Annotated in this window: 21 protein-coding genes; 8 read left to right on the top strand and 13 right to left on the bottom strand. The window is 66.5% G+C overall.

Translation table 11 applies throughout. The annotated features are described in order from the left end of the window. Positions 1–3: 3 nt before the first annotated feature. From FDA38_RS15915 to FDA38_RS15900, 4 genes are read right to left on the bottom strand one after another with little or no spacing between them, the layout of a single operon-like run. A complete protein-coding gene (locus FDA38_RS15915) occupies positions 4–978 on the bottom strand; it encodes an ABC transporter ATP-binding protein (RefSeq protein WP_170989749.1) in 975 nt (324 codons plus the stop codon). Then, positions 975–1,973 (bottom strand): ABC transporter ATP-binding protein, encoded by a 999-nt coding sequence (locus tag FDA38_RS15910; RefSeq protein ID WP_137254798.1) that lies wholly within the window; start codon positions 1,971–1,973, stop codon positions 975–977. The genes FDA38_RS15915 and FDA38_RS15910 overlap by 4 nt, the downstream gene beginning before the upstream one ends. Continuing rightward, positions 1,966–2,964 (bottom strand): ABC transporter permease, encoded by a 999-nt coding sequence (locus FDA38_RS15905; protein WP_137254797.1) that lies wholly within the window; start codon positions 2,962–2,964, stop codon positions 1,966–1,968. Before FDA38_RS15905 ends, FDA38_RS15910 begins: the two co-directional genes overlap by 8 nt. After that, the gene (locus tag FDA38_RS15900) at positions 2,964–3,893 is read right to left on the bottom strand and encodes an ABC transporter permease (RefSeq protein WP_137254796.1); all 930 of its coding nucleotides are present in this window, start codon (positions 3,891–3,893) and stop codon (positions 2,964–2,966) included. Before FDA38_RS15900 ends, FDA38_RS15905 begins: the two co-directional genes overlap by 1 nt. A gap of 154 nt (positions 3,894–4,047) precedes the next feature. On the opposite strand from FDA38_RS15900, the gene FDA38_RS15895 reads away from it, so the two are divergent. Beyond that, entirely contained in the window at positions 4,048–4,890 is an 843-nt protein-coding gene (locus tag FDA38_RS15895) for an alpha/beta fold hydrolase (protein ID WP_137255490.1), read from the top strand. Continuing rightward, positions 4,890–5,570: a nucleotidyltransferase domain-containing protein gene (locus FDA38_RS15890; RefSeq protein WP_137254795.1), complete on the top strand. Its 681-nt coding sequence runs from the start codon at positions 4,890–4,892 to the stop codon at positions 5,568–5,570. Before FDA38_RS15895 ends, FDA38_RS15890 begins: the two co-directional genes overlap by 1 nt. Here the strand turns inward: FDA38_RS15890 and FDA38_RS15885 are convergent. The 3 genes from FDA38_RS15885 to FDA38_RS15875 are packed head-to-tail and all read right to left on the bottom strand — an operon-like array spanning position 5,567 to position 7,442. Then, positions 5,567–6,193 (bottom strand): hypothetical protein, encoded by a 627-nt coding sequence (locus FDA38_RS15885; protein ID WP_137254794.1) that lies wholly within the window; start codon positions 6,191–6,193, stop codon positions 5,567–5,569. The genes FDA38_RS15890 and FDA38_RS15885 overlap by 4 nt on opposite strands. 38 nt (positions 6,194–6,231) lie before the next feature. After that, positions 6,232–6,888: a hypothetical protein gene (locus FDA38_RS15880; RefSeq protein WP_137254793.1), complete on the bottom strand. Its 657-nt coding sequence runs from the start codon at positions 6,886–6,888 to the stop codon at positions 6,232–6,234. Continuing rightward, positions 6,885–7,442, bottom strand: a complete 558-nt coding sequence (locus FDA38_RS15875; RefSeq protein ID WP_137254792.1) for an RNA polymerase sigma factor — start codon at positions 7,440–7,442, stop codon at positions 6,885–6,887. Before FDA38_RS15875 ends, FDA38_RS15880 begins: the two co-directional genes overlap by 4 nt. Before the next feature lie 154 nt (positions 7,443–7,596). On the opposite strand from FDA38_RS15875, the gene FDA38_RS15870 reads away from it, so the two are divergent. Both FDA38_RS15870 and FDA38_RS15865 read left to right on the top strand, forming a co-directional pair. After that, the gene (locus FDA38_RS15870) at positions 7,597–9,108 is read left to right on the top strand and encodes a TldD/PmbA family protein (RefSeq protein WP_233714744.1); all 1,512 of its coding nucleotides are present in this window, start codon (positions 7,597–7,599) and stop codon (positions 9,106–9,108) included. Further along, on the top strand, positions 9,105–10,508 hold the full coding sequence (locus FDA38_RS15865) for a metallopeptidase TldD-related protein (protein WP_137254791.1): 1,404 nt from the start codon (positions 9,105–9,107) through the stop codon (positions 10,506–10,508). The genes FDA38_RS15870 and FDA38_RS15865 overlap by 4 nt, the downstream gene beginning before the upstream one ends. A gap of 57 nt (positions 10,509–10,565) precedes the next feature. Here FDA38_RS15865 and FDA38_RS15860 read toward each other — a convergent pair whose 3' ends face one another. Beyond that, the gene (locus tag FDA38_RS15860; RefSeq protein ID WP_137254790.1) at positions 10,566–10,997 is read right to left on the bottom strand and encodes a DUF805 domain-containing protein; all 432 of its coding nucleotides are present in this window, start codon (positions 10,995–10,997) and stop codon (positions 10,566–10,568) included. A gap of 161 nt (positions 10,998–11,158) precedes the next feature. Then, positions 11,159–11,827: a class I SAM-dependent methyltransferase gene (locus FDA38_RS15855; RefSeq protein ID WP_137254789.1), complete on the bottom strand. Its 669-nt coding sequence runs from the start codon at positions 11,825–11,827 to the stop codon at positions 11,159–11,161. A gap of 904 nt (positions 11,828–12,731) precedes the next feature. Between FDA38_RS15855 and FDA38_RS15850 the strand changes: the two genes are divergently transcribed. The 4 genes from FDA38_RS15850 (at position 12,732) to FDA38_RS15835 (ending at position 17,757) form a co-directional block, all read left to right on the top strand. After that, the gene (locus FDA38_RS15850; RefSeq protein ID WP_170989748.1) at positions 12,732–14,120 is read left to right on the top strand and encodes a PfkB family carbohydrate kinase; all 1,389 of its coding nucleotides are present in this window, start codon (positions 12,732–12,734) and stop codon (positions 14,118–14,120) included. 25 nt (positions 14,121–14,145) lie between these two features. Next, complete coding sequence (locus FDA38_RS15845; RefSeq protein ID WP_137254787.1) at positions 14,146–15,636, top strand: PfkB family carbohydrate kinase; 1,491 nt, start codon at positions 14,146–14,148, stop codon at positions 15,634–15,636. Positions 15,637–15,955: 319 nt separating this feature from the next. Further along, a complete protein-coding gene (locus FDA38_RS15840) occupies positions 15,956–16,168 on the top strand; it encodes a hypothetical protein (protein ID WP_137254786.1) in 213 nt (70 codons plus the stop codon). A gap of 50 nt (positions 16,169–16,218) precedes the next feature. Further along, positions 16,219–17,757, top strand: coding sequence for a carbohydrate kinase family protein (locus tag FDA38_RS15835; protein ID WP_137254785.1), 1,539 nt, complete (start codon positions 16,219–16,221; stop codon positions 17,755–17,757). Positions 17,758–17,774: 17 nt separating this feature from the next. Here the strand turns inward: FDA38_RS15835 and FDA38_RS15830 are convergent, their stop codons facing one another. From FDA38_RS15830 to FDA38_RS15815, 4 genes are all read right to left on the bottom strand, one after another. After that, complete coding sequence (locus FDA38_RS15830; RefSeq protein ID WP_137254784.1) at positions 17,775–18,296, bottom strand: Mom family adenine methylcarbamoylation protein; 522 nt, start codon at positions 18,294–18,296, stop codon at positions 17,775–17,777. Positions 18,297–18,787: 491 nt separating this feature from the next. Then, positions 18,788–19,450, bottom strand: a complete 663-nt coding sequence (locus tag FDA38_RS15825; RefSeq protein ID WP_137254783.1) for a hypothetical protein — start codon at positions 19,448–19,450, stop codon at positions 18,788–18,790. Positions 19,451–19,680: 230 nt separating this feature from the next. Further along, positions 19,681–21,426: an IucA/IucC family protein gene (locus FDA38_RS15820; protein ID WP_137254782.1), complete on the bottom strand. Its 1,746-nt coding sequence runs from the start codon at positions 21,424–21,426 to the stop codon at positions 19,681–19,683. Next, positions 21,423–22,685, bottom strand: coding sequence for a lysine N(6)-hydroxylase/L-ornithine N(5)-oxygenase family protein (locus FDA38_RS15815; RefSeq protein WP_137254781.1), 1,263 nt, complete (start codon positions 22,683–22,685; stop codon positions 21,423–21,425). Before FDA38_RS15815 ends, FDA38_RS15820 begins: the two co-directional genes overlap by 4 nt. Position 22,686 lies beyond the last annotated feature (1 nt).

The raw sequence follows: 22,686 nt of genomic DNA, 5'->3' as shown, positions 1-22,686 counted from the left end.
CTCTCAAGGGGTGGGGGGCTCAGGGAAGTAGCAGGCGGCCCGGTGTTCGGTCGAACCTTGGACGGGCTCGAGCACCGGTCGTTCGGTCGCACAGACGTCCTGCGCCTTGTAGCAGCGGGTCCGGAACGGACAGCCGGACGGCGGGTCGATGGGCGTCGGAACATCGCCGGTCAGGACGATCCGGTCCCGCTCCACGCCCGGCTCAGGCACCGGGACGGCGGACAGCAGCGCCTTCGTGTACGGGTGCGCCGGCGCCTCGTAGACCTGCGCGGCGGGACCCTCCTCGACGATCGTGCCGAGGTACATGACCGCGATCCGGTCGGCCACCTGCCGGACGACGGCGAGGTCGTGCGCGACCAGCACGTACGACAGGCCGAGCTCGTCGCGGAGGTCGGCGAGCAGGTTCAGTACCTGCGCCTGGACGGACACGTCGAGCGCGGACACGGGCTCGTCACAGACCAGCAGCTCAGGCTTGACCGACAGCGCCCGGGCGATCCCGATCCGCTGGCGTTGACCGCCGGAGAACTCGTGCGGGTACCGCTCGAGGTACTGCTCGGCCAGGCCGACCTGCTCCAGCAGCTCGACCAGCTGGGCCCGGCTCGGACGGATCCCCTGCGCGCGGAACGGCGTACTCAGGATCGTGCCGACCGACTGCCGTGGGTTCAGCGACGCCTGGGGGTCCTGGAAGACCATCTGGATCTTCCGGCGGACCGGCCGCAGCCGGCGGCCACGCACCTTGGTGACGTCGGTGCCGCCGATCTCGACGCGCCCCTGGGTCGGGTCGAGCAGGCGCGTCGCCACGCGGGCCAGGGTCGACTTGCCCGATCCGGACTCGCCGACGAGGCCGACCGTTTCGCCCTTGCGGACAACGAGGTTCACGCCGTCGACCGCGCGGACAGCCTGCGCCTTGCGCCACGGGGCGCCGCGCAGACCGAAGTACTTCTTCACGTCCTTGAGGTTCAGCAGCTCTTCGCTCACAAGAGCACCTCCGGCCGTCGGCCGAGGTGGCAGGCCGCCTCGTGATCGCCCTGTCCGGGGCGCGGGGTCAGCTCGGGACGCTCGGTGATGCAGCGCTCGCCGACCAGGTGCGTGTAGGCGCACCGCGGCTGGAACGGGCAACCGGTCGTGATCGAGCCCGGCGTGGGCGGGCTGCCGGGGATCGTGGTCAGTCGCGGCTTCGGCGGTACGTCGACCCGCGGCATCGCCCCGAGCAGACCGAGCGCGTACGGGTGGGCGGCCCGGAAGAAGATGTCGCGGACCGTACCGCGCTCGGCGGCGCGTCCGGCGTACATGACCAGAACGTCGTCCGCGACCTCGGCGACGACGCCGAGATCGTGCGAGATCAGGACCAGCGCCGTACCGAACTCGGCCTGCACGTCGTCGAGCAGGCGCATGATCTGTGCCTGCACGGTGACATCGAGTGCGGTCGTCGGCTCGTCCGCGATCAGCACTCTCGGGTCGTTCACCAGAGCCATAGCAATCACGACCCGCTGCCGCATTCCCCCGGAGAACTCGTGCGGGTAGCTGTCGGCCCGGCGGGCCGCGTCCGGGATGCCGACCTTGTCGAGCATCTCGATCGCCCGCTGTCGCGCCTTGCTCTTCGAGACGTCGTGGTGCAGCCGGTACGCCTCGGCGACCTGCCAGCCGACGCTGTAGTACGGGTTCAGCGCGGACAGGGCGTCCTGGAAGACCATCGCGATGTCGTTGCCGCGGATCTTGCGGAGCTCGTCGTTCGGCAAGCCGATCAGCTCGCGGCCGTCCAGCAGCACCTCGCCGGTCACGTCGGCGTTCGACGGCAGCAGCCCCATCACGGCGGCCGAGCTGACGCTCTTGCCGGAGCCGGACTCGCCGACGATCGCGAGCGTCTGCCCGGGCGCGACGGCGAAGTCGATGCCGTCGACGGCGGGGACCAGACCGCCCTCGGTGTTGAACGTGACGTGCAGGTCGTGCACTTCGAGAACTGGCTCAGCCATGGCTCACCCTCGGGTCGAGCACACCGTGCACTATGTCCACCACCAGGTTCGCGAGGATGATCAGGAAGGCCGAGAACAGCGTCACGCCGACGACCACGGCCACGTCGAGAGCACCGACCGCGCTGATCAGCAGATCGCCGAGGCCCTGCATGCTGAAGACCTTCTCGGTCAGGATCGCACCGCCGAGCAGACCGCCGAGATCCAGGCCGAACAACGTGACGACCGGCACGAGTACGCCGCGGAGACCGTGCGTCACGACCACCCGCAGCTCGCCGGCGCCCTTCGCCCGGGCCGTGGTGATGTAGTCGAGGTTCAGCTCCTCGAGCATCTGCGACCGGGTCAGCCGGATGTACGACGCCGCTTGCAGGACCGCGAGCACGATCCACGGCGTGATCAGGTGCCAGGCCCAGTCGACCGGGCTCTCGGTGAGCGGGACGTAGCCGTTGACCGGGACCATGTTGAGCCAGAAGCCGAACACCAGGATCGCCAGCAGACCGAGCAGGAACGACGGCGTCGACACGCCGATCAGCGCGACCCCGATCGCGAGCCGGTCGAGGATGCGGCCGCGGTTCAGCGCGGCGATGACGCCGAGCGAGACGCCCAGCAGCAGCCACAGTACGGCGGCGCCGATCGCGATCGAGGCGGTGACCGGCAGCCGGTCCAGGATCAGCGTGGTGACCGGGCGGGCCAGCGGGAACGAGTACCCGAAGCAGGGCGCGTTGCAGTGCACGGCCGCCGTACCTTCACCGAACGTGCGGCCGGCGAAGATGCCCTTCAGGAAGCTCAGGTACTGCTGCAGGGTGCTCTGGTCGAGCTGCATGAAGTGGCGCGCCTGCTCCAGGCGGTCCGGCGTACAGGGCTTGCCACAGGCCAGGTGGGCCGGGTCGGCGGGGATCGCGTAGAAGACCAGGTAGACGGCGAGGCTCAGCGCGAGCATCACGAGCACGGCCGCGAACAGCCGTCGGAAGACGAACCAGGCGAGGTCGGGCATCAGTTCGTCCTCCGCAACCGGACGTCGAACGCGTCCCGGACGCCGTCACCGAGCAGCGTGAAGCCCAGGACGGCGACGAACAGCATCGTGCCCGGGAACAGCAGGAACCACGGGTCCGCGCCGGTGTACACCCAGGCGATCGAGTCCGAGATCGACCGCCCGAGGCTCGGTGTCGGCGGTGGTACGCCGACGCCGAGGAACGACAGCGCCGCCTCGGCGCCGATGTAGCCGGGGATGGCCAGCGTGGCGATCACCAGGACCGGGCCGAGCAGGTTCGGCAGCAGCTCGCGGGTGATGACCATCCAGCCGGTCGAGCCGACGCTGCGGGCCGCCTCGACGAACTCGCGGGTGACCAGCGACCGGGCCTGATTGCGGATCAGCCGGGCCAGGCCGGCCCAGCCGAAGAAGCTCAGCACCAGGATCAGCAGCAGCCAGCGCGGGAACCTGGCCGGGATGATGATGCCGAGGGCAATCATGAAGACCAGCTGCGGGAAGCCGAACAGGAAGTCGAGCAGCCGCGACATGACCGCGTCGTACCAGCCGCCGAAGTACGCCGCGCTGATGCCGGCCAGCGTGCCGACGATCGTGGTGATCGCGGTGACGACGACCGCGATGAACAACGACGTACGCAGGCCGAGGACGACGATCGAGAACAGGTCCCGGCCGGTCAACGGCTCGACGCCGAACCAGTGCGTGCCGCTGATCCCGCCGAGCGGACCGGCCGGCGCGTTCCCGCGGTTCGGATCGAGCAGGTCGATGTGGTACGTCGTCGCGTCCTGGCCGGAGAGCCGCACCAGCAACGGCGCGGCCGCCGCGATCACGATCAGCACGACGACCAGTACGACGCCGACCCGCGCGCTACGGTCACGCCGCAGCCGGCGCAACGCTTGCCGGGTGGGCGAAACGGTCCCGGCGACCGAGGAACTCACAAGCACTCCCGACTGGTTGATTTCTTACAGCCGACAAAACCTAGGCCGCATCCTTCCACCACCGCCGTTGCATCTCGAATTCCGAGAATCTCGGGTTGGTAACTGTGGATTCGGTTAGCTGTTCAGGGATGGTTACGCTCCGCTCGTGGACAGCATGGTGCGGATCGGTGAGCGGATGGTTCTCTACAGCCTCGACGGCGCCGAGGACGGGCTGCCGGCGCTCTCGTTCAGCGGTACCCCGTCGACCCGTTGGAAGCGGCCGGACGCGCTGGCGGCGATCGAGTCGTCCGGTGTGCGACTGGCTACCCCGGACCGACCCGGCTACGGCGGGTCAACCCGCCAACCAGGCCGGACTGTCGCGTCTGTGGCCGAGGACGCTGCTGCGGTGGCCGATGCGCTGGGATGGGACCGCTTCGCCGTCACAGGTGGCTCCGGTGGCGGGCCGCACGCCCTGGCGTGTGCTGCGCTGTTGCCCGACCGGGTGACGAGGTGCGCGGTGATCGGCAGCAACGCGCCGCCGATCGTGGACGGCCCGGAGCCGACCGAGGAGGAAGAGCTCGCGGACCCGCGCCGCAACCGCACCTCGTGGCAGGCGGTGCACGGCGACCTCCGGCCCGGGTTCGAGGAGACGGCCCGCTCGATCATGGCTGCGGTCGAGGCAGGTGGCCCGGAGATCCCACCTCAACCAGGAGCTGATCCCGGTCCCCCGGCCCGGGAGGACCCGTCGGCGATGGCTCGGCTGACCGCCACCTTCGTCACCAGCCACGACGGCTGGCTGGACGACCACGTGGCCTTCGCCACGCCGTGGGGCTTCGAGCTGGGCGACATCCGGGTCCCGGTCAGCCTCTGGCACGGCTCGGCCGACGAACGCGCCGGCAAGTACATCGACATCCTGTCCGCCGCGATACCGCACGCCGAGCGCAAGTACTACGTGGGCGGCCACATCCCGCCGGCAAATGCGTTCCGAGAACTGCTGCGTTGGCTGACACTGACCTGATGGACGTCGCACGCCAACTCGTACTGGAGCCGTATCCCGATGCCCGGGCCGCCTGGCTCGGCGGCAGCGTGGCACGCGGTGACGCGAGTACTACGTCCGACCTGGACATCACTGTGCTGCTGGACGGTCCCCCGGCGCCGATGCGGAAGTCGCTGGAGTACGGCGGGTGGCCGGTCGAGCTGTTCGTGCACACCGAGAAGTCGCTGCGTCACTTCGCCGACAAGGACCAGGCGCGACGCCAGCCGACGATGATGCGGCTCGTCGGGGAGTCCGTCGTACTGCTGGACACGGATGGGTCTGGGGTGCGGTTGAAGGAGGAGTACCTGGCCGAGGTGGCTGCTGGGCCTCGACCGCTGTCCGGTGACGAGCTGGACCTCCTGCGCTACACGATCACCAATCTGCTGGACGACCTGTCGGATGCATCCGGTGACGTGCGGCTGGCGATCGCGTCGGTGCTGTGGCAGGACGCGGCGAGGCTGTTGCTGACCGGTGCGGGGCGTTGGTCCGGCACCGGCAAGGGGCTGCTGCGGGAGGTGTCGGCGTACGACGCTGCGCTTGCTGCTGCGTTGATGGACGGCGTACGGGCGGAGGACGACCGGCTGGTGGTTGCCGTGGACCACATCCTCGCTGAGTACGGTGGACGGCTGTTTGCGGGCTTCGAGCTCGGAGCGACGATTTAGTCGATCAGCTCCCAGCGGCGCTTCGGGAACAGGCGGACGGCGAGGACTGCGGCCGCTGCGCCGATCAGGACGCCGGGGATGATCCAGCGCCAGCCGGTGAAGACGTTGGTGGTCGCCACCTGGGACTGTGCCGGTGCGGGTGTCGGTGCGGGTGTCGTGACGGGCGCGTCGGCGACCGAGTAGCCGTCGTCGAGGGTGGGGCCGCCGTCGAACTTGCCGTCCAGGATCCGGAACGAGCGGAGCACCTCGAGCAGCCGCTCCGGATCGGCCGCGCGGTGCCAGGTCGGCTTGGCGGGCTTGGTGCCGTCCATGAACTCCTCGGTCGAGATCCACGGACCGCCGGGCGCGTCCGGGTAGACGATGTCGATCCGCCACACGCTCATGTCATGGATCAGCCAGGTCGCGCGGACGAACTTGCCGATGCTGTGGATCTCGCTGCCTGGATCGGCGGTGGACGGGGTTTGGATCAGGTTCTGGAGTTCGTAGTACCGCGTGTCGTCGTAACCGACGGCAGTGACGTTGGGCGGTGCGCTGAGCAGGACGCTGGTGGGACCTCCTGCGTGAGCCGGGAGTGCGGTGAAGGCGAACAGTGCTACGACCAAAGCGAGAGTACGACGGATCATGGCGGCGCTCCTTCCACTGGTGGTTACACCGCCGGTGATCAGGAGGTTCCGCTCGCCAGTTCTATTGCCCGTGCCTTGTCGACGCCTTCGAGGCGGAAGGTCACGCCGTCGCGCTCCCAGACCAGCGTGGGGCCGGCGATCCGTACGACGTGTTTGTTCACCAGCACCAGGTCGTGCGGGGTCTTGAACCAGAACGCGTTGATCTCCTCGACGTACTCGAGGCTGCCGTAGTACCGCTTCATGTACAGCGGATCGATGCCGGTCTGGAACTGCTCCAACCGCACACCGGTCCAGCTGGTCGCGACGAACCCCTTCGACGCTTCTACGCCGGTGGGTGCACCCAGCTGCTTCGGAAGCTTCGGGGTGAAGCCGGCTGTTTGCGCGGCTTGCTCCAGCGACAGGTGGCTTCCGACGGTCGGCACTGGAGGCGCAGTACTCGGGCCGGTGCCGACAGGCTGCGCTTGGACTCCGCCGATCCGCAGCCACTCGGCGACGGTCGCCCGTACTGGTGGGGTTAGTGCGAGGCCGGCGAGGATGACAAGGAAGCCGGCCAGGAAGGTACGCCACCTGTCGCGGAGGCGCTTCCGGACTGGGATGTCGGCGACGCGGGTGAGCACTGTGGCTGTCAGGGTGTCGTCAACCGGAGGTACGACGGCAGACCGTCCGACGGCCCGCAGTTCGTCTTCGAGGCTCATCGCTGCACCTCCTTGTCCGGTAGGGCGTCGCGGAGTCTTCCCAGCGCGCGATGCAAGCGTGACTTGACCGTCCCGCGCGGCCAGCCGAGTACTGCGGCGGTCTCCTGCTCATCCAGATCCAGCAGGTACCGGCACGTCACCACGAGCCGCATCGGCTCCGGGAGCGTGCGCACGGCGTTCAGCAACTCAGTCCGACGCTCCAGCGACACTGCGGCATCAGCCGGATCCAGCACGACGTCCAACGGCGCCGCCAGCTCCTCACGCCGCAGCCGCCGCCCACGAGCCCGCACCGCGTTCCGGGTCTCATTAGCAACAATCCGCAACAACCAGGGCCGGAACGCGGCCCCGTCCCGAAACCCACCCAACCCTCGATAAGCCTTGACGAACGCCTCCTGCACCACATCATCAGCGTCCGCCCCAGCCCCCAAGAACACCGCCGTCCGCTTCGCGATCAGGGCATGCCGATCCACCAACTCGCCGTACGCGGCCCCATCTCCCCCACGCACCCGAGCCAAAACCTCAGCCTCATCGCCCTGCCCGATCACGCCTCCCATCCACCAACCCAGCCGCGGAGCCCCGCCGAACGAGCCCCCACCCCACTCGGGAGCCGGGCCCCTCAACCCAGCCCGCCGAGCGGAGCGAGGCGGTTTCTTGTCATTGTCACTACACCGCCCAGCTTTGTCGGGTTCCCTGTATAAGGTCGACATCGTGCCTGAAGTTGACGCGAGCTTCCTCGCCCTCCCCCGTCATGAACTCGCCCAAGCGGCGCTCCAGCGCGCCCGCGACCTCGGCGCGACGTACGCCGAGTTCCGGCTCGAGCGGATCCGGTCCGAGTCGATCTCGCTGCGCGACAGCGTCCTGGAGAGCGCGAAGGACGACGAGGATCTCGGCCTCGCCGTCCGCGTGATCCACGACGGCACCTGGGGATTCGCCGCCGGCGTCGCGCTCACCGAGGACGAGGCGGTCCGCGTCGCCGAGCAGGCGGTGAACATGGCGCAGGTCTCCCGCCCGATCAACGCCGAGACGATCGAGCTCGCCGACGAGCCGGCGTACGACGACGTCACCTGGATCTCGTCGTACGAGATCGACCCGTTCACCGTCCCGCGCGCCGACAAGGTCGCCCTGCTCACCGACTACAGCGACCGCCTGCTCAAGGCCGACGGCGTCGCCCACGTCAGCGTCCACGTCGCGACCATCCACGAGTGCAAGTACTTCGCGAACACCGCCGGCACGTCGTACACCCAGCAACGCGTCCGCATCGGCCCGAACCTCACCGCCCACGCCGTCGCCGAGGACCGCTTCGACTCGATGTCGACCTGCGCCCCACCGGCCGGCCGCGGCTGGGAGTACATGACCGGCACCGGGTGGAACTGGGACGACGAGCTCGCCCAGATCCCCGGCTGGCTCGCCGAGAAACTCGCCGCCCCGACCGTCGAGGCCGGCGAGTACGACCTCGTCATCGACCCGACGAACCTCTGGCTGACCATCCACGAGTCGATCGGCCACGCCACCGAGCTCGACCGCGCCCTCGGCTACGAGGCCAACTACGCCGGCACCAGCTTCGCCACCACCGACAAGCTCGGCACGCTGAAGTACGGCTCGCCGGTCATGCACGTCACCGGCGACCGCACCGTCGAGCACGGCCTGTCCACCGTCGGGTACGACGACGAGGGCGTCGCCGGCCAGCAGTGGGACCTGGTCAAGGACGGCATCCTGGTCGGGTACCAGGTCGACCGCCGGATGGCGAAGAAGAACGAAGACCTGCTCGGCACCCCGCGCTCCAACGGTTGTGCGTACGCCGACTCCTCCGGCCACATCCCGATCCAGCGAATGGCCAACGTCTCGCTCCAGCCCGCGCCGAACGGCCCGTCCACCGAGGAGCTGATCAGCCGGGTAAAGAACGGGATCTACATCGTCGGCGACAAGTCCTGGTCGATCGACATGCAGCGGTACAACTTCCAGTTCACCGGTCAGCGGTTCTACCAGATCGTCGACGGCAAGATCGTCGGCCAGCTCCGCGACGTGGCGTACCAGGCCACCACGACCGACTTCTGGGGCTCGATGGAGGCAGTCGGCGGCCCACAGACGTACCTGCTCGGCGGCGCGCTCAACTGCGGCAAGGCCGAGCCCTCGCAGTCCGGCGCGGTCACCCACGGCTGCCCGTCAGCGCTGTTCCGCAGCGTCCGCATTCTCAACACCACGCAGGAGGCCGGCCGGTGACGATTCAGCTCACGCCCCAGGACACCATCGAGCGCGGTCTGGCCCTGGCCGCGGCCGAGGGCGCCGACGGCTGCGTCGTACTCGTCGCCGAGACCTCCAGCACGAACCTGCGCTGGGCCAACAACACCCTGACCACGAACGGCGCGATGCGCGGCTCGAGCGTGACCGTGATCGCCACGGTCGGATCCGGCGAGGGTACGGCGGCCGGCGTCATCGGCCGCTCGTCCGTCACCGAAGACTCGTTGCGCGAGATCGTGTCCGCCGCGATCGCGACCGCCCGGACCGCCGGACCGGCCGAGGACGCCCGCCCCCTCGTCGACGGCACAGTCGGCGCCGACTGGGACCTCGAGCCCGAGGAGACCACGGTCGGCGTCTACGAGAAGTTCGCGCCCTCGCTCGGCGAGTCGCTCAAGCGCGCGGACCTCGAGCGGCGCCGGTTGTACGGGTTCGCCAACCACGAGGTCGTCACGCTGTACGTCGGTTCGTCGACCGGACTGCGGCTGCGTCAGGCGCTCCCCCGCGGCTACGTCTCCTCGACCGGCAAGAACGCCGACCTCAGCCACTCGGCGTGGGTCGGTACGGCGACCCGTGACTTCACCGATGTCGACGCCGGCGCGCTCGACACCGAGCTCACTCGTCGACTCGGCTGGGCGTCCCGGACGGTCTCGGTCGACGCCGGCCGGCACCCGACGATCCTGCCGCCGGCCGCGGTCGCGGACCTGATGACGTACCTGTACTGGCAGCTCGACGGGCGCGACGCCTTCGACGGCCAGACGGTGTTCTCGAAGTCCGGCGGCGGCACCCGTCTCGGCGACACCCTGTCATCGCAGCCCGTGAGCATGCACTCGGATCCGGCGCTGGCCGGTCTCGAGGCGTTCGCGTTCGCGGTGGCGCGGTCGTCGGGCGGGTCGTCGAGCGTGTTCGACAACGGGTTGACGCTGCAGGCAACGGACTGGATCCGGGGCGGGAAGCTCGAGCACCTGATGACCAGCCGGCACACGGCGGAGCTGATCGGCGTACCGGCGGCTACGCCCGACATCGCAAACTATGTCGTGTCCGTCGACGGCGGCACCGGCTCGACCGACGATCTCGTTGCCGGGCTCGACAACGGTCTGCTGGTGACGTGTCTGTGGTACATCCGGATGGTCGACCCGCAGACGCTGCTGCTCACCGGTCTGACGCGTGACGGTGTCTACCTGGTCGAGGGCGGCGAGGTGACGGGCGCTGTGAACAACTTCCGGTTCAACGAGAGCCCGGTCGACCTGCTCGCGCGGTTCACCAGCGCGGGCGCCACGGTTCCGTCGTACTCGAGGGAGTGGGGCGACTACTTCTCGCGGACGGCGACGCCGCCGCTGCTCGTGCCCGACTTCAACATGTCGAGCGTCAGCCAGGCCAGCTGAGTCATGGAGAAGGCCCCCGCGACATGCTGTCGCGGGGGCCTTCTGCTGTGTCTGGACTCAGACGGTCGGGTAACCCGGCTCCGCCGGACCGGTCTGCCCCGGGCCGCCGAACCGCTCGGCCGCCTTCGGGTCCGGACCGTACTGGTTGTCACCGGCGTTGCCCTCCTGGGCAGCCAGGACGATGAACCAGATCCAGCCGATACACGGGATCAGGTTGATCAGGATCCACCAGCCGGAACGTCCGGTGTCGTGCATACGCCGGATCGCCACACCGATCGTGGGCAGCAGCACCGCCAGGCTGTAGATCGTCGACAACCAGCCGGACGAGCTGGTCGAGCCCGAGCCGAAGTCGAGCCCGAGGATCTTGTCCAGGATGGACAGGATGATCGAGGCGATCACGTTGAAGAGCACGAACATCCAGTACTCTTTGCGGCGGGCCCGGCCGTCGAACACGGCGTACTTCTTCAGAACGTCGATGTACCACTGCATTGCTGTATCTCCGATGGTCGAAGGTGAGACGCGGACCGAGCCTGTCGGAACCGGTCGGGTTCGTCAATGCAACTTTTCGCTTTGGTGACCACACCGCAATCTGGCACGCCGATGCGGCAGGCAACTTCACCTGTTCGGAACCAGAACACCTAGAGCCGGCTTCAGCTTTCCGGGCCGGGTTTGGTCATCGTGACGCGCCACATCCGCCGCTGACCTTCGTCGTACGGCGTGGTCTCGTCGAGCTGCCACTGCTCGGACAGCTCGCCCACCAGTGACTCGTCGAAGAACCGCCCGACGAACCCGTCGTGCATCGACAATCCGTCGTCGAGCCGGTTCCAGTGCCGCGAACACGGGTCGGCCGTCGACCACACGGCGTACACGAAAACCCCGCCAGGACAGAGAACCCGATGGATCTCGGCAACGAGCGCCCGCAACTCGGCCGGCGAGAACGCCATGTTCAGCAGCACATTCGCGAAGACCGCGTTGACCGTCGCATCAGCCACCGGCAACGGATCCCGCACGTCATGCAACGCCGCCGTCACCCGATCATCGAGCCCCTCCCGCTGCGCCTCATGCCGCAACTGATCAAGCGCCGCCTCGCTGAAGTCGGTGGCATGCACGCTGAACCCCTGCCGAGCCAGGAAAAGCGCATCCCGACCGTGCCCCGCCCCCAACTCCAACACATCATCGATGCCCGCGGCCCCAAACACCCCCACAGCCCACTCCGCCGCCACCGAAGGCCCCACACCATGCAGCCGAGGCCGCCGCGCGTACGCCGCCTCCCACCGCTCCTGCTGAGCCCTACCCAACTCCACATGCCCGCTATTCATCCTGCTCCCCGTGTTCGTCCCACCGACCTGGCCGATCGACAGACCGCAGCAGCCTACGTCAGAACCTCCGGTAGACGCACCCAACACCCAAACCGTTCCAGCTCGTGACTGTGAAGGAACCTCCCCGGGGAATGGCCATGCAGACTGGCCCCAAGCATCCGCCGCAACTGTCGCGCAGCCTGTACGTCACCGCCGCCCTGACACCCACGTACGACCTTATCCACAGCCTTACCCACAGCCCACAGCCTGTCGGGAATCATCTTCCGCACCGACCACACCCACGCTGCGGAATGCCCACAACCAGACCGCTCTCGCTCACCGCCTCCCGCTCTACCGCTCCCCGATCAACCAACCAATGCAGCAACCCTCCGTCTCGCCCCCGGCCACCCACCTCAACCGCGGCGTGCTCCCCTTGCTGGGGCCGACCTCACCGTCGCCAACTCCATTCCCGTCAGCCGCAAGTTGGCCGACACTGTTGGAGCCCTGACAACCTTCGGCAGTCTGTCCTTGACCACCCTTCGCCAAGGTGCCAGCACCGCCACCCCTCGCATGATGCACGGTCTGCCGGTTAACGTCCGCCTAGTCACCGGAATCCTTGCCTGGCGCAACCAACCCACTGGATCTGCGTAGCTGGGCTTCACCAATAGTCGCCTCTCACCCAGTTCGTACGAGTGGCGCGCCATGTCCCCGCTGGGTCTCCACCAGCGGGAAATCAAATGCTCGTTCCAGCGCACGACACTCGGTGCCCGGTCGTCATCTGCCAATTGGCGGATACTGAAATCTCAGGCGGCCGTTCCACCCGGGGGCACACATGTCTGGCGACCTCTCCTTATCGCCCGAGGCCAGGGCATTGGCCTACGACTTCACTGTGCTCCGGAAGAACCAGGGCCTGAAGGAAACCAGAATGACCGAGGACCGCGCCGGCAACCTGCTCGCTTCCCGCGCGGTGCGTGACTACATGGACGAGCACGGGGTCGATGATCCGGCCGCCGCAGCCATCCAAGTCGTGATCGACGCGGTACGCCGACTCCCGGCGAGGTCCGACCTGATCGTGCTGGACGCGGTTTTCGGCCTGGGTCTCCTCATCGCCGAATACACGAAGCAAGGCGTCGATCCGCTGGCGATCCAGAAATTGCAGAGCGTCGATCTCGGTGTTCGCCGGGACTCACTACGCAACCACTGGCCGCGGCTGCATCGAGCGGTTGGCGCCGAAGCACCGGAGACTCCCGGAGATCGCTACCTCCGGGACACCGTAGAACCGCGCATCTTCCGTGACCTCGCCATGCTGATCGTCGGCACGTCCGCGTCCGCGGCAACACTGTCCGACGCCCCCCGAACACCGTCCCCAGGCAAGGTCGTCGTTGTTGGCGGTGTCGCGATGGACCACGTCTTCCACAGCGACGCCGTACCGCTGCCCGAGACCTCGGTGAGAGCGACTGATCACGCTCGATCCCCGGGCGGCAAAGGCCTGAGCCAAGCCGTCGCTGCGGCTCGTCTCGGCCTCGAGGTCGTGCTGATCGCCGCGTACGCCGACGACGAGGACGGTCTCCAGATCAAGAAGTTCCTGGAGACCGAGCAAATCGACACTTCGATGATGAAGTGCGTCCACGGCGAGACGACACCGCAGACCGCCGTGATCGAGTTTCCCGATGCCGAGAGCGCCGCCGTGGTGTGGCACAACGAAGGCGCCGTCAGCCTGACCCCTCAAGATGTCCACCAATACCGTGCCGTGCTCGCGGCGTGCGACGCAGTACTGCTGACTTTCGAGGTACCCCAGGACGTACTCTCCAGCACGTTGAACCTCGTGAGCGGTCTCAGGCCGAACCGGCCGGTCACGGTTGTCACTCCAGGACAGCCGTACGACACTGGGCCTCCGTCCGGCCAGGCTTTTGCCCAGATCGACTACCTGGTCGCCCATAGCTGGGAACTCCGCCGGCTCACCTACTATCGGCAATCCTCGAACCATCTCGGCGAGAGCTTCCTCCGTCTGGGTGTGCAATCGGTCTGCGTACTAGGAAACCGCGGCGGCACGATCTACTCGCAAACCGGTCCGCCTCGGTCCATTTCGCCACCACCATCGATGCTCAAGGAATCATCCATCACCCGCGACCTGTTCTGCGCCGCTCTGGTCGCCCGCCTGGTCGAGGACCACTCCTTGACCGACGATGCGGTCCGCTGGGCGACGGCCGCCATGGCCAGCTTCACCGAGAACTACTCCAACGACCGCACATTTCCCGACCGCGACCGCATCGAGCAAATGCTCCAAGCCCTCCCAGGCCAAGCCTGGCAATGACTCAAATCCTTCCTAGGCGGGTCAGATGTCCGACCGATCGACACCACAGACGCCTGAGATCTCCGTGCTGGTTTCCGTCTTCACGGATCTGCGGCGCGGCGAGGGATTGAAGCTCGACCGTCTCGCCGGAAATCGAGCGTTGCCGCTGCTCCACCTGTCCGCCGTAGCGGAGCACGCGGCGCGAACGGAAACGCAACCAACTCAGGCCGCCGTGGAGATCGTTCGCGATCGAGTCGGGCGGATGGACCGCACTGATCGTGTCATCGCCGATGCGGTGCTCGGGCTAGGGTTGTTCGCCACTGAGTACGCGGCAAACGGCGTGCCGTCCCGAATCGTCCACAACTTGGAGTGGGCAGACCTCGGTATCCGGCGCGCAACACTGCTGTCGCACTGGCCCATGCTGCATCAGGCGCTGAACGGCCCCGATCCAGCTGAGGTTCCCGTGGCACCGAGGGACCGGATTCTCCGTGGTCGGACCGAAGAGGAGGTGTTCGAGCGACTCGCCGTTCGCCTGCTCGACGACGTGGGATCTGACACGGCTACCGCTGTGATCGACGTGTTGCCGAGCACGGCCTCGCCGACGCGCAAAGTGATCGTCATCGGTGGTGCCACGATCGACCACATCTGGCACGTCGAGCGTCCACCGGATCTGGAGACGTCAACGATCGCCGCCCGCTACAACCGCTCGCCAGGTGGGAAAGGCCTGAGTCAAGCCGTAGCCGTGGCGCGACTCGGCTACGAGGTCTCGCTGATCGCGACCGTCGGAAGCGACGCAGAGGGGCAGCAGATTCTCGAGCACCTGGAGCTCGAAGGCGTCGACCGGTCCTTGGTCAAATGCGTGCCCAACTCGTCGACACCGGCGACTGGAATCTTCGAACGTCCGTTGGGCGAAAGCGCGGCTGCCGTTTGGCGCGGGGCCCTCGATCTGGACAGCCTGCACATCGACCGGCATGCGAAGGCGCTGGCCGACGCGGCCGCCATACTTCTCACGTTCGAAGTCTCACCGGCGATCCTTCGCCGTGCGCTGGATCTCGCAGTCGGCAGGTCGGATGTTCACCCTCTCATCGTCGTCACCCCCGGACAGCCCTATCCCGACGCCGAACTGCCACGAGACGCGCTCCACCAGATCGACTACCTGGTCGCCCGCCCCTGGGAACTTGAGCGCTTCGCTCGCTCGCGAGAAGCGCGCTACGACCCCGAGCAGATCAGCCAGGATCTCCTGAGGCAGGGGCTGAAGGCACTCTGCCTGCTCGGAGCACGCGGCGGCACGGTCTACCTGCCCTCGGGCGACACGATGGACATCCCCGCCACACCGTCCATGGTCAAGGAATCGTCGATCACCCGCGACGCCTTCTGCGCCTGCCTAGCCACCGCCCTGATCGAACGCCGCCCACTTATCGAAGCCGTCCACTGGTCGGCTGCCGCCATGGCGGCAGTATCCGATGATTATCTCAAGTCCCCCTCCCCACCTCCACGCTCCCGAGTAGACACGATGTACCGGAAACATTTCTCATGAACATCGGGCCGTTTGGCGGGCTTCAGACATCTGCGCCCTTGCGCGGTGCCTCCGGGGTGCCTTTTGGCACACGAGAACGACGGGCGTGCCGCGGCGCGGCACCATCGTCCCTCTATCCGCGCCATTCTGCGCGGCGACGTCACCCTGGCTCGCAAACCGGCTCCAAAGCATCCAGCGAGCTCCAGATATTCTCTGTTGACACCCAAACGGGCTGCGTCAAGCTCATTGGTGAGACGAATTTCAAGCACGGGATCCGGGGGGATTCCCGTCGCAACCTGACCCAGCACCCCTTGGTTGGAAATTCAGATCGGAGCTCACCATGGCCGCCAGTCAAGCCGTTGCGCTGGTCCTGATCGTCGTCCTCGCCTACTACATCGTGAGCTACCGGAGGCAGTTGGCCTTCCTGATAGCCATCGTCGTGATTTCCGTCTTCTTGTTCGGAGCATTCACGATCGCCGAGCTGTTCCACGGCGAACCGTTCGCTGCCAGCAACGAGTTCGTCCAGAAGCAGTCCACCTCCCAGCAACGCTGAGAACCCGGTGACCGCGGTCCGCCGCGGTCACCGACCGACAGGAGCGGAAAGTGCGCGACAACGGTTCACCAGATGATCTGCACCTCGTTCTGCTGCACATCCTGGAGCAACTGCGGTCGACTGGCGCGAATCTCGCCAGCCTGCAAGCCGTCAGTGGTGGCCTTGCCGCACCGCTGCTCGAGCTCGCCGCGGTGCGGCGGTACTCAGCCGTGCACGATGTTGTCCCCGAGTCCGGCGCGCTTGCCGTAATCGCGGAGTGCGCCCAAGAGCTTTCTGCATCCGACAACGTTGTCATCGATGCCGCATTGGGTCTTGGGCTGCTTGGCGAGCAGTATGCGCGGTCCGGTGTCAGCCGGCGCGCGATCCGGCAGCTGTCCGACCGTCAGCTGAGCAAGCGAAGGCGCGCGCTCCTGGAGAACTGGCTCAAGCTGCATGAAGCGCTATCAAACGCCGTGGATGCGTCCTCCGTCGGCGGTGCCCCGACCGAGCGGGACCTTCGAAGCTCGATCGAGCCGGCAGCGCTCAAGATGCTCGCCCGCCAACTGGTACTCCGCGATCGATATTCCGTTGGATCCTCCAACAGCACCTCGCCGGCGACCGACGAGAACGAGCAGCCGGTGCCAGGACGGAAGCGAGGCCGGATTCTGGTCATCGGTGCCGCAGTGATGGATGCGGTGTTCCGGATCAGAGAACTCCCTCGCTGGGAGACATCGAGTGAGGCACACGACTTCGTGTTCAAACCAGGGGGTAAGGGATTGACTCAGGCCGTGGCCGCTGCGCGACTCGGCCATCGGGTGTCGCTGGTAGCTGCAATCGCCGACGACCGGTTCGGCACGGAGATCATCAATTATCTCCGTGCGAACAACGTCGACACCCAACTGCTCAAGATTGTGCCAGGCGCTGACACGCCGTTTACCGGCGTCCTCGAGATGGATCTGGGTGACAGCCTTGCGACGTACTGGCGCAACGACAAAGAGGTTCGGCTCGACCCGTGGGACTGTGATGAGATCGCCGGCGAACTGCTGGCGAGCGACGCCGTGCTGATGACCTTTGAGGTCCCCCGGGAGACGGTCGAGCACGCCCTGACGCTCCTCCGTGACGCCGCCGGGAGGCGACCGGCGACAATCGTTGCTGCCGCCCAGCCGTACCCGGATGCAACGCTCTCGCCAGATGTGCTCAAGCACATCGACTACGTGGTTGTGCATCCTTGGGAGCTCCGGCGCCTCAGCAGCACAGGCGCCCAGCAATTCGATCCAGACCCCGTCGCTCGCGAGCTGATGGAGACTGGTGCCGGCGCGGTGTGCCTCCTGCTCAGGGGCGGTTGCACGATGTACTCGCAATCAGCGCACGACGTCGTCCAATCTCCCGTCTTCGCGACGATCTACAAGGAGTCCGCGGCCGCCCGAGACGCGTTCTGCGCAGGTCTCGCCGATGAACTGATCCAGAGCGGCGAGCGGTTCTCCGCCAACGCGGCCGACTGGGCGTCGGCGGCAATGTCGTGCACGATCGCGGACTACCCGCTCAGCAACCCGTTGCCGACGCCAGAACGGATCGGGGCGATGCTCACGCGCTTCCGCTTGCGGCGGTGATGGAGCCGCGGACCTGCTCACCGACGCATGCGCGACCGGTCTTCTTGCGGAACGGATTCGGTCCGGCCTCGCACCCGAGAGCAGTAGATTGACGAGTCGAGCAGTTCAGCCGTGCTCACCTCGAGCCGTACGCCGAGCTCGTCGCGCAACTCCTGCCGGTTGGACGTCCCGTAGTGTTGACGCAGCTGCCGAGGGCTGATGTACCGACGCTTGAGGTACATGTAGGGCCGAGGCCTCACCGTCAGCCACTCCTGCCAGTTGGCAGCACGGTAGCTCGCGCCGGTGAAGCCCATGTTGGGATCCACCGTGGTGACGAGAAGGCTCGCATCCGGCCGCGACCGTGCGAACCATCTCCGCACTCGGCCCAGCAGCATCGAGATCGTGTTGTACGGCGCCACCTCGAACGAGTAGACCCTCGAGATGTCCCAGATCTGCTCTGGCGGAACACCATACTGCCGGTGGAGCGTGCTACCCAGCCGCCGCCAGTCCAGCGCCGTCGCACTGCACAGTGCCATCGGCAACCGGCTGGATCGATCCACCAATGCGAAGTTGAACGAATCCGGCCGAGCGCTTCGGAGATAGTGCAGGTGAGTGAACACAGCAAAAGGCGTTGCGTCTTGGGCATACGTGACGAACTCCAACTCACGGGGGCTGTCGACCGCCGTCGTCGGCACCAGCGCACGAATAGCTGCGATATCACCAGACAACTGCCTCGCGCTCCGACTGACCTCTGCCAGAGCCAACCGCCGGCCAACAACTCCGTCCGCACGAGCCACCCTCGGCAGGTGTAGCCGCGTCCGCACGGCAAGCGCTCGTGCCTCAACCCCCCGGCTCTCGGCGACCTTCGAAACCACAGCCATGAATGCTGCATCCGGCAGTCGACACTCAGCCAATGTCAATCCCACAGGCAGCAGCCCAAGCAAAGCCTCACTACCGCTGCTGACTCCCGACAAGCCGTACAGTCCCCTGTCCGCCCCGGAACCTCACCTGGCAACACCCATGATACGCGGCAGGCTCGCTTACAGTGCGGTCAGCTTCCAGGTTTCGCCTTCCGCGACCTCCATAGCTCGTCGGTGGCTGCCCGCAGCAGTTGGTAGCGTCCCCAGACATCATCGTGACGAACCTTCCGAGGGCGAATTCGGTCTTCCGCCTTGTACTCGATCAATTGATTGACGAGGCACTCATGACGTGCGAACACAACCGGCTTGCTCCGTCGATCTCCAAACTGATCGAACGTCAGATCGATCACCCAGCGCTTCGCTGAGTTCGCACTGCCGATCTCAACCCAGCAATGCACTTCGGACCGTTGACGCCCCCGGTCGAAGTCGATGTGGCCGACGCAATACTCAGCCCGCAAGCGACGCAACCAGCTCATCTGCTGAATGAGCCACGCCGACGTGACACCACACTGCCCGTACGACACCGGCCTGTCCGGCTGGGGAGATGGGTCCGACCCTGGATAGATGGTCTCCGGTGACCAAACCTGGGTAAGCGCATTTCGATGCCCGGGCAACTGTCTGCTCAAGGGCCAGAGCAGGACGCGCGCAATTGCCGCCTGCGCGCCCTCTTCGCCACACACCTCGACAAACCTACGCACCGGCCGTGGGGTGATCCCGGCCAACTTGAGCTGAGCTAGTGGCCATGCTTGAACCCGGGCAGCATTGTCCGAGACGCCAGAATCGACGACAGTCAACCGTGCTCCCCGCTCTTCCGACTAGATGCCTGCCGAGTCGGGAGTCTAGGGCCATGATTACCGAGAGCGCCAGTACCGCAACCCCCAGTATCCGGCGCGGCGCTCCTCGCAGTCTCTCTGGCCGCACGGAGCAGGTGCATGAGCCATTCGACCGCTCGCCGTGGTCGCTGGCAAGGAGGCTTGCCGATGCCGCGCGACTCCTTGCCAGAAATTAACCTCCGGTCAAACGCTCATTTTGGCGGGATGAGCGCGGCGTCATGGAGCGGGTTAGGGATTGTTCCTGTGCCCGGGATGGGTGGGCGGATGTCCAGGTCGCGGTAGCCAAGGGTCAGGCGATAACCATTGAGGGGATAGCGGAGGAAGGTGGGGGCGGTTAGGGCGGTGGCTGCTAGCCGGACGGCGTGTTCAGGGTGGGATCGGGCGTAACGGTCAATTTCGGAGCGGGTCAGGGACCAGAAGGTTCGTTCGGGGATTAGGTTTTGGGCAGCCAGCGGGTTCAGAACTCCTAGCAGGAGGGCGTCTACCAGATACTGGCGGAGGATGGGCCACGGTTTTCGGGGGAGGACTCTGGCGTGGGAGTCGGGTTCGTTGCCTCGGGCATCGGTGTGGTCAATGGAGATATTGATGTCGTCTACCAAGTCCTTTATTACAAGGCGATTGGGGAGGCCGGTGGAGGTGCAGATGATGGCGAGGTTTTCGCCGTGGGGGTTGACGGTTATGCCGTAGTGGTGGAGTAGGTGGAGTAGTGGGCGGAGGAGGGTGGAGAGGAGGTGGCTCAGCCAGGTTTGGGGGTCGGTGCCGGAGCGGGTGATGGCGGCTGAGGTGAAGCCGGGATTGAGTACGGCTGCCAGGGGCCAGACGGTTTCGTCGGGTTGGAGGCGGGGGTCTATGGGGTCTCGCCAGATGACGCCGAGGGTCTCGGTCCATTGGTAGGGGATGTTGGGGGTTGTGGAGAGTTGGGGGTGGGGGACGGTGACCGAGGCGATCTCGCCTAGGAGTTCGGTGTCTAGTTGGCGGAAGACTTCGTCTCGGGACCAGAGGCCGCGGAGCCATTGGGTGAGCATGGGGGCGGCTAGGGAGCAGTGGGTGGGGATGCCTCGGTAGACGGAGGTGTTGAGGATTTTTAGGGGGAGTTTTACCTGGTAGCGATCCGGACGGGTGACGTTGACCATGGTGCGGATGGATTGGGTGGGGAGGTACTCGTCGGGGGACTCCCCCAGGATGACGATTTCGTTGGTGGCTAGTTCTCGGGACCATTGGGTGCGGATTACGTGGTCCAGTTGCCAGGGGTGGCATGGGAGCCAGACGTAGGTGTCGGGGTCGTCGAGTTTGGCGCGGAAGGACTCGATGGTCGGTGGGTCTAGTTCGCGGGCTATGACGGCGTGTTCGGAGAGGTCTGGGGTGGCGCGGAACTCGGCTAGGCCTCGGCGTACGGCTAGCCAGGTCAGATGGAGTGGGGTGCGGGCTTCGGGGGCGTAGCGTTCGGTGTCGGCGGCGGAGAAGCCTAGGCGGCCTTTGTTGGCTACTAGGAGAGGGTGGCCGGTTAGGTGGCCTTCTAGGCGGGTGTGGTGGAGATCTAGTAGGTCGGTGGCGGGTATGGCGGTGGCGGCTATGCGTACGTCGGCTGCCAGGGTGTTGGTCAGTTCGGCTACGAAGCCGGCGATGGTCGAGCCGTCCAGTCGCAGTACGTCGGCTGCTTCTACGAAGAACTGGATGGGGTCGGTGGCGGGTTCGCTCTCGTCGTTGCCGAGGATGCCAGCGGTCGTACGGCGGATCGAGTCAGGGTCGACGCGCCAGCTGCCGAAGCCGCCGCGGGTTGCGGTGAAGGTGTAGGAAGCCGCGTTGAGGTCCAGGCGGTAGACGACCGGCGAGCCGGTCGGGTCCGGAGTCGAGGGGTCGAGTAGGCCCTCGGTGGAGAACTGGGAGATCAGCTTTGCCAGTAGTTGCGAAGAGCACTGCGTCCAGAGGTTTGTCATCCGGGGATCGCGAACTTGGTGAAGGTGGTGGATTTGGGGAGGGGGAAGAGTTCTCGGGCGGTGATGGTGTTGAGGATGGTGGCGTTGCGGATGGCGCCGAGGCCTAGGTCGGGGGCGGCTACGCCGTGGGAGTGGAGGTCGGCGTTGGCTACGAAGAGGCGGCCGGCCAGGCCGTTGGTGGCTGAGACGCTGTGGTCGCGGTTGATGACCCAGCGGCCGGAGGCGTCGTGTTCGATCTGGGGCTGGAGCGACTCCAGGAACGGCAGGGGGCGGTTGCGGTAGCCGGTGGCTGCGACGACGGCGTCGGTCGTGTGCTGGAAGGTCTTGCCGCTGTCGGCGTGGAGCAGGGTCAGTTCGAGGCGGTCGGCGCGGGCGACCGCGGAAACGACCCCGACGCCGACCTGCAGCTCAGCGGGGCTGACACTCAGGTCTCTTGCGTACAGGACGTCGTGGATCTCCTCCAGCGTCTCCGACGAGATCCCCTTGTAGTGGCGCCACTGGTCCTTCACCAGTTGATCGCGCACCGGCTCGTCCAGCGCGTGGAAGTAGTCGACGTACGACGGTGTGGTCATCTCGAGCACGAGCTTCGAGTAGTCCAGCGGTGTGAACGCCCCGGTGCGTGTCAGCCACGAAACCGCGGGACCCTCAGCGCGGAGCAGGTCCAAGAAGCACTCGGCGCCGGACTGCCCCGAGCCGACGACAGTCACGTGGCCGGCGCGCAGCAGGTCGTCCCGTCGGTACAGGTAATCCCCAGAGTGCAGGAATCGCTCAGCAGGCAGCCCGGCCAGTGCGGCAGGCACAGCGGGCTCGGTTCCAACGCCAACCACCAGATGCCTGGCCTCGAAGTGCTCAACAGCCTCACCGCGCTCGACCGTCAATAAGAACGCCGACCCGTCCCAGACCACGTCACGCACGTGGTGGCCGAAGTGCAGCGAGTCCAGCTGAGCCGCACACCACCGCAGGTACGTCTCGTACTCGCGCCGCGTCGGATGGAACTTCTCTCGCACGTAGAACTGATAGAGCCGGTCATTCGCACGCAGGAACGACAGAAACGACAGGTGGTGCGCCGGCTCGACCAACGACACCAGGTCCGCCAGGAACGACACCTGCAGCATCGCGTCGGAGAACATCAGCCCCCGGTGCCAGGTGAACTCCGGCCGGCTGTCCAGCACAGCAACGGAGAGATCATCCACCTCCGAGGCCAGCGCGGCCAGACCGAGATTGAACGGCCCACAGCCGACAGCGATCACGTCGTACATG

The sequence above is a fragment of the Kribbella jiaozuonensis genome (assembly GCF_005233875.1).
GTDB lineage: Bacteria > Actinomycetota > Actinomycetes > Propionibacteriales > Kribbellaceae > Kribbella > Kribbella jiaozuonensis.
Note: the sequence above shows the minus strand (reverse complement) of the source record. Positions and strands in the feature narration are given on the sequence as shown.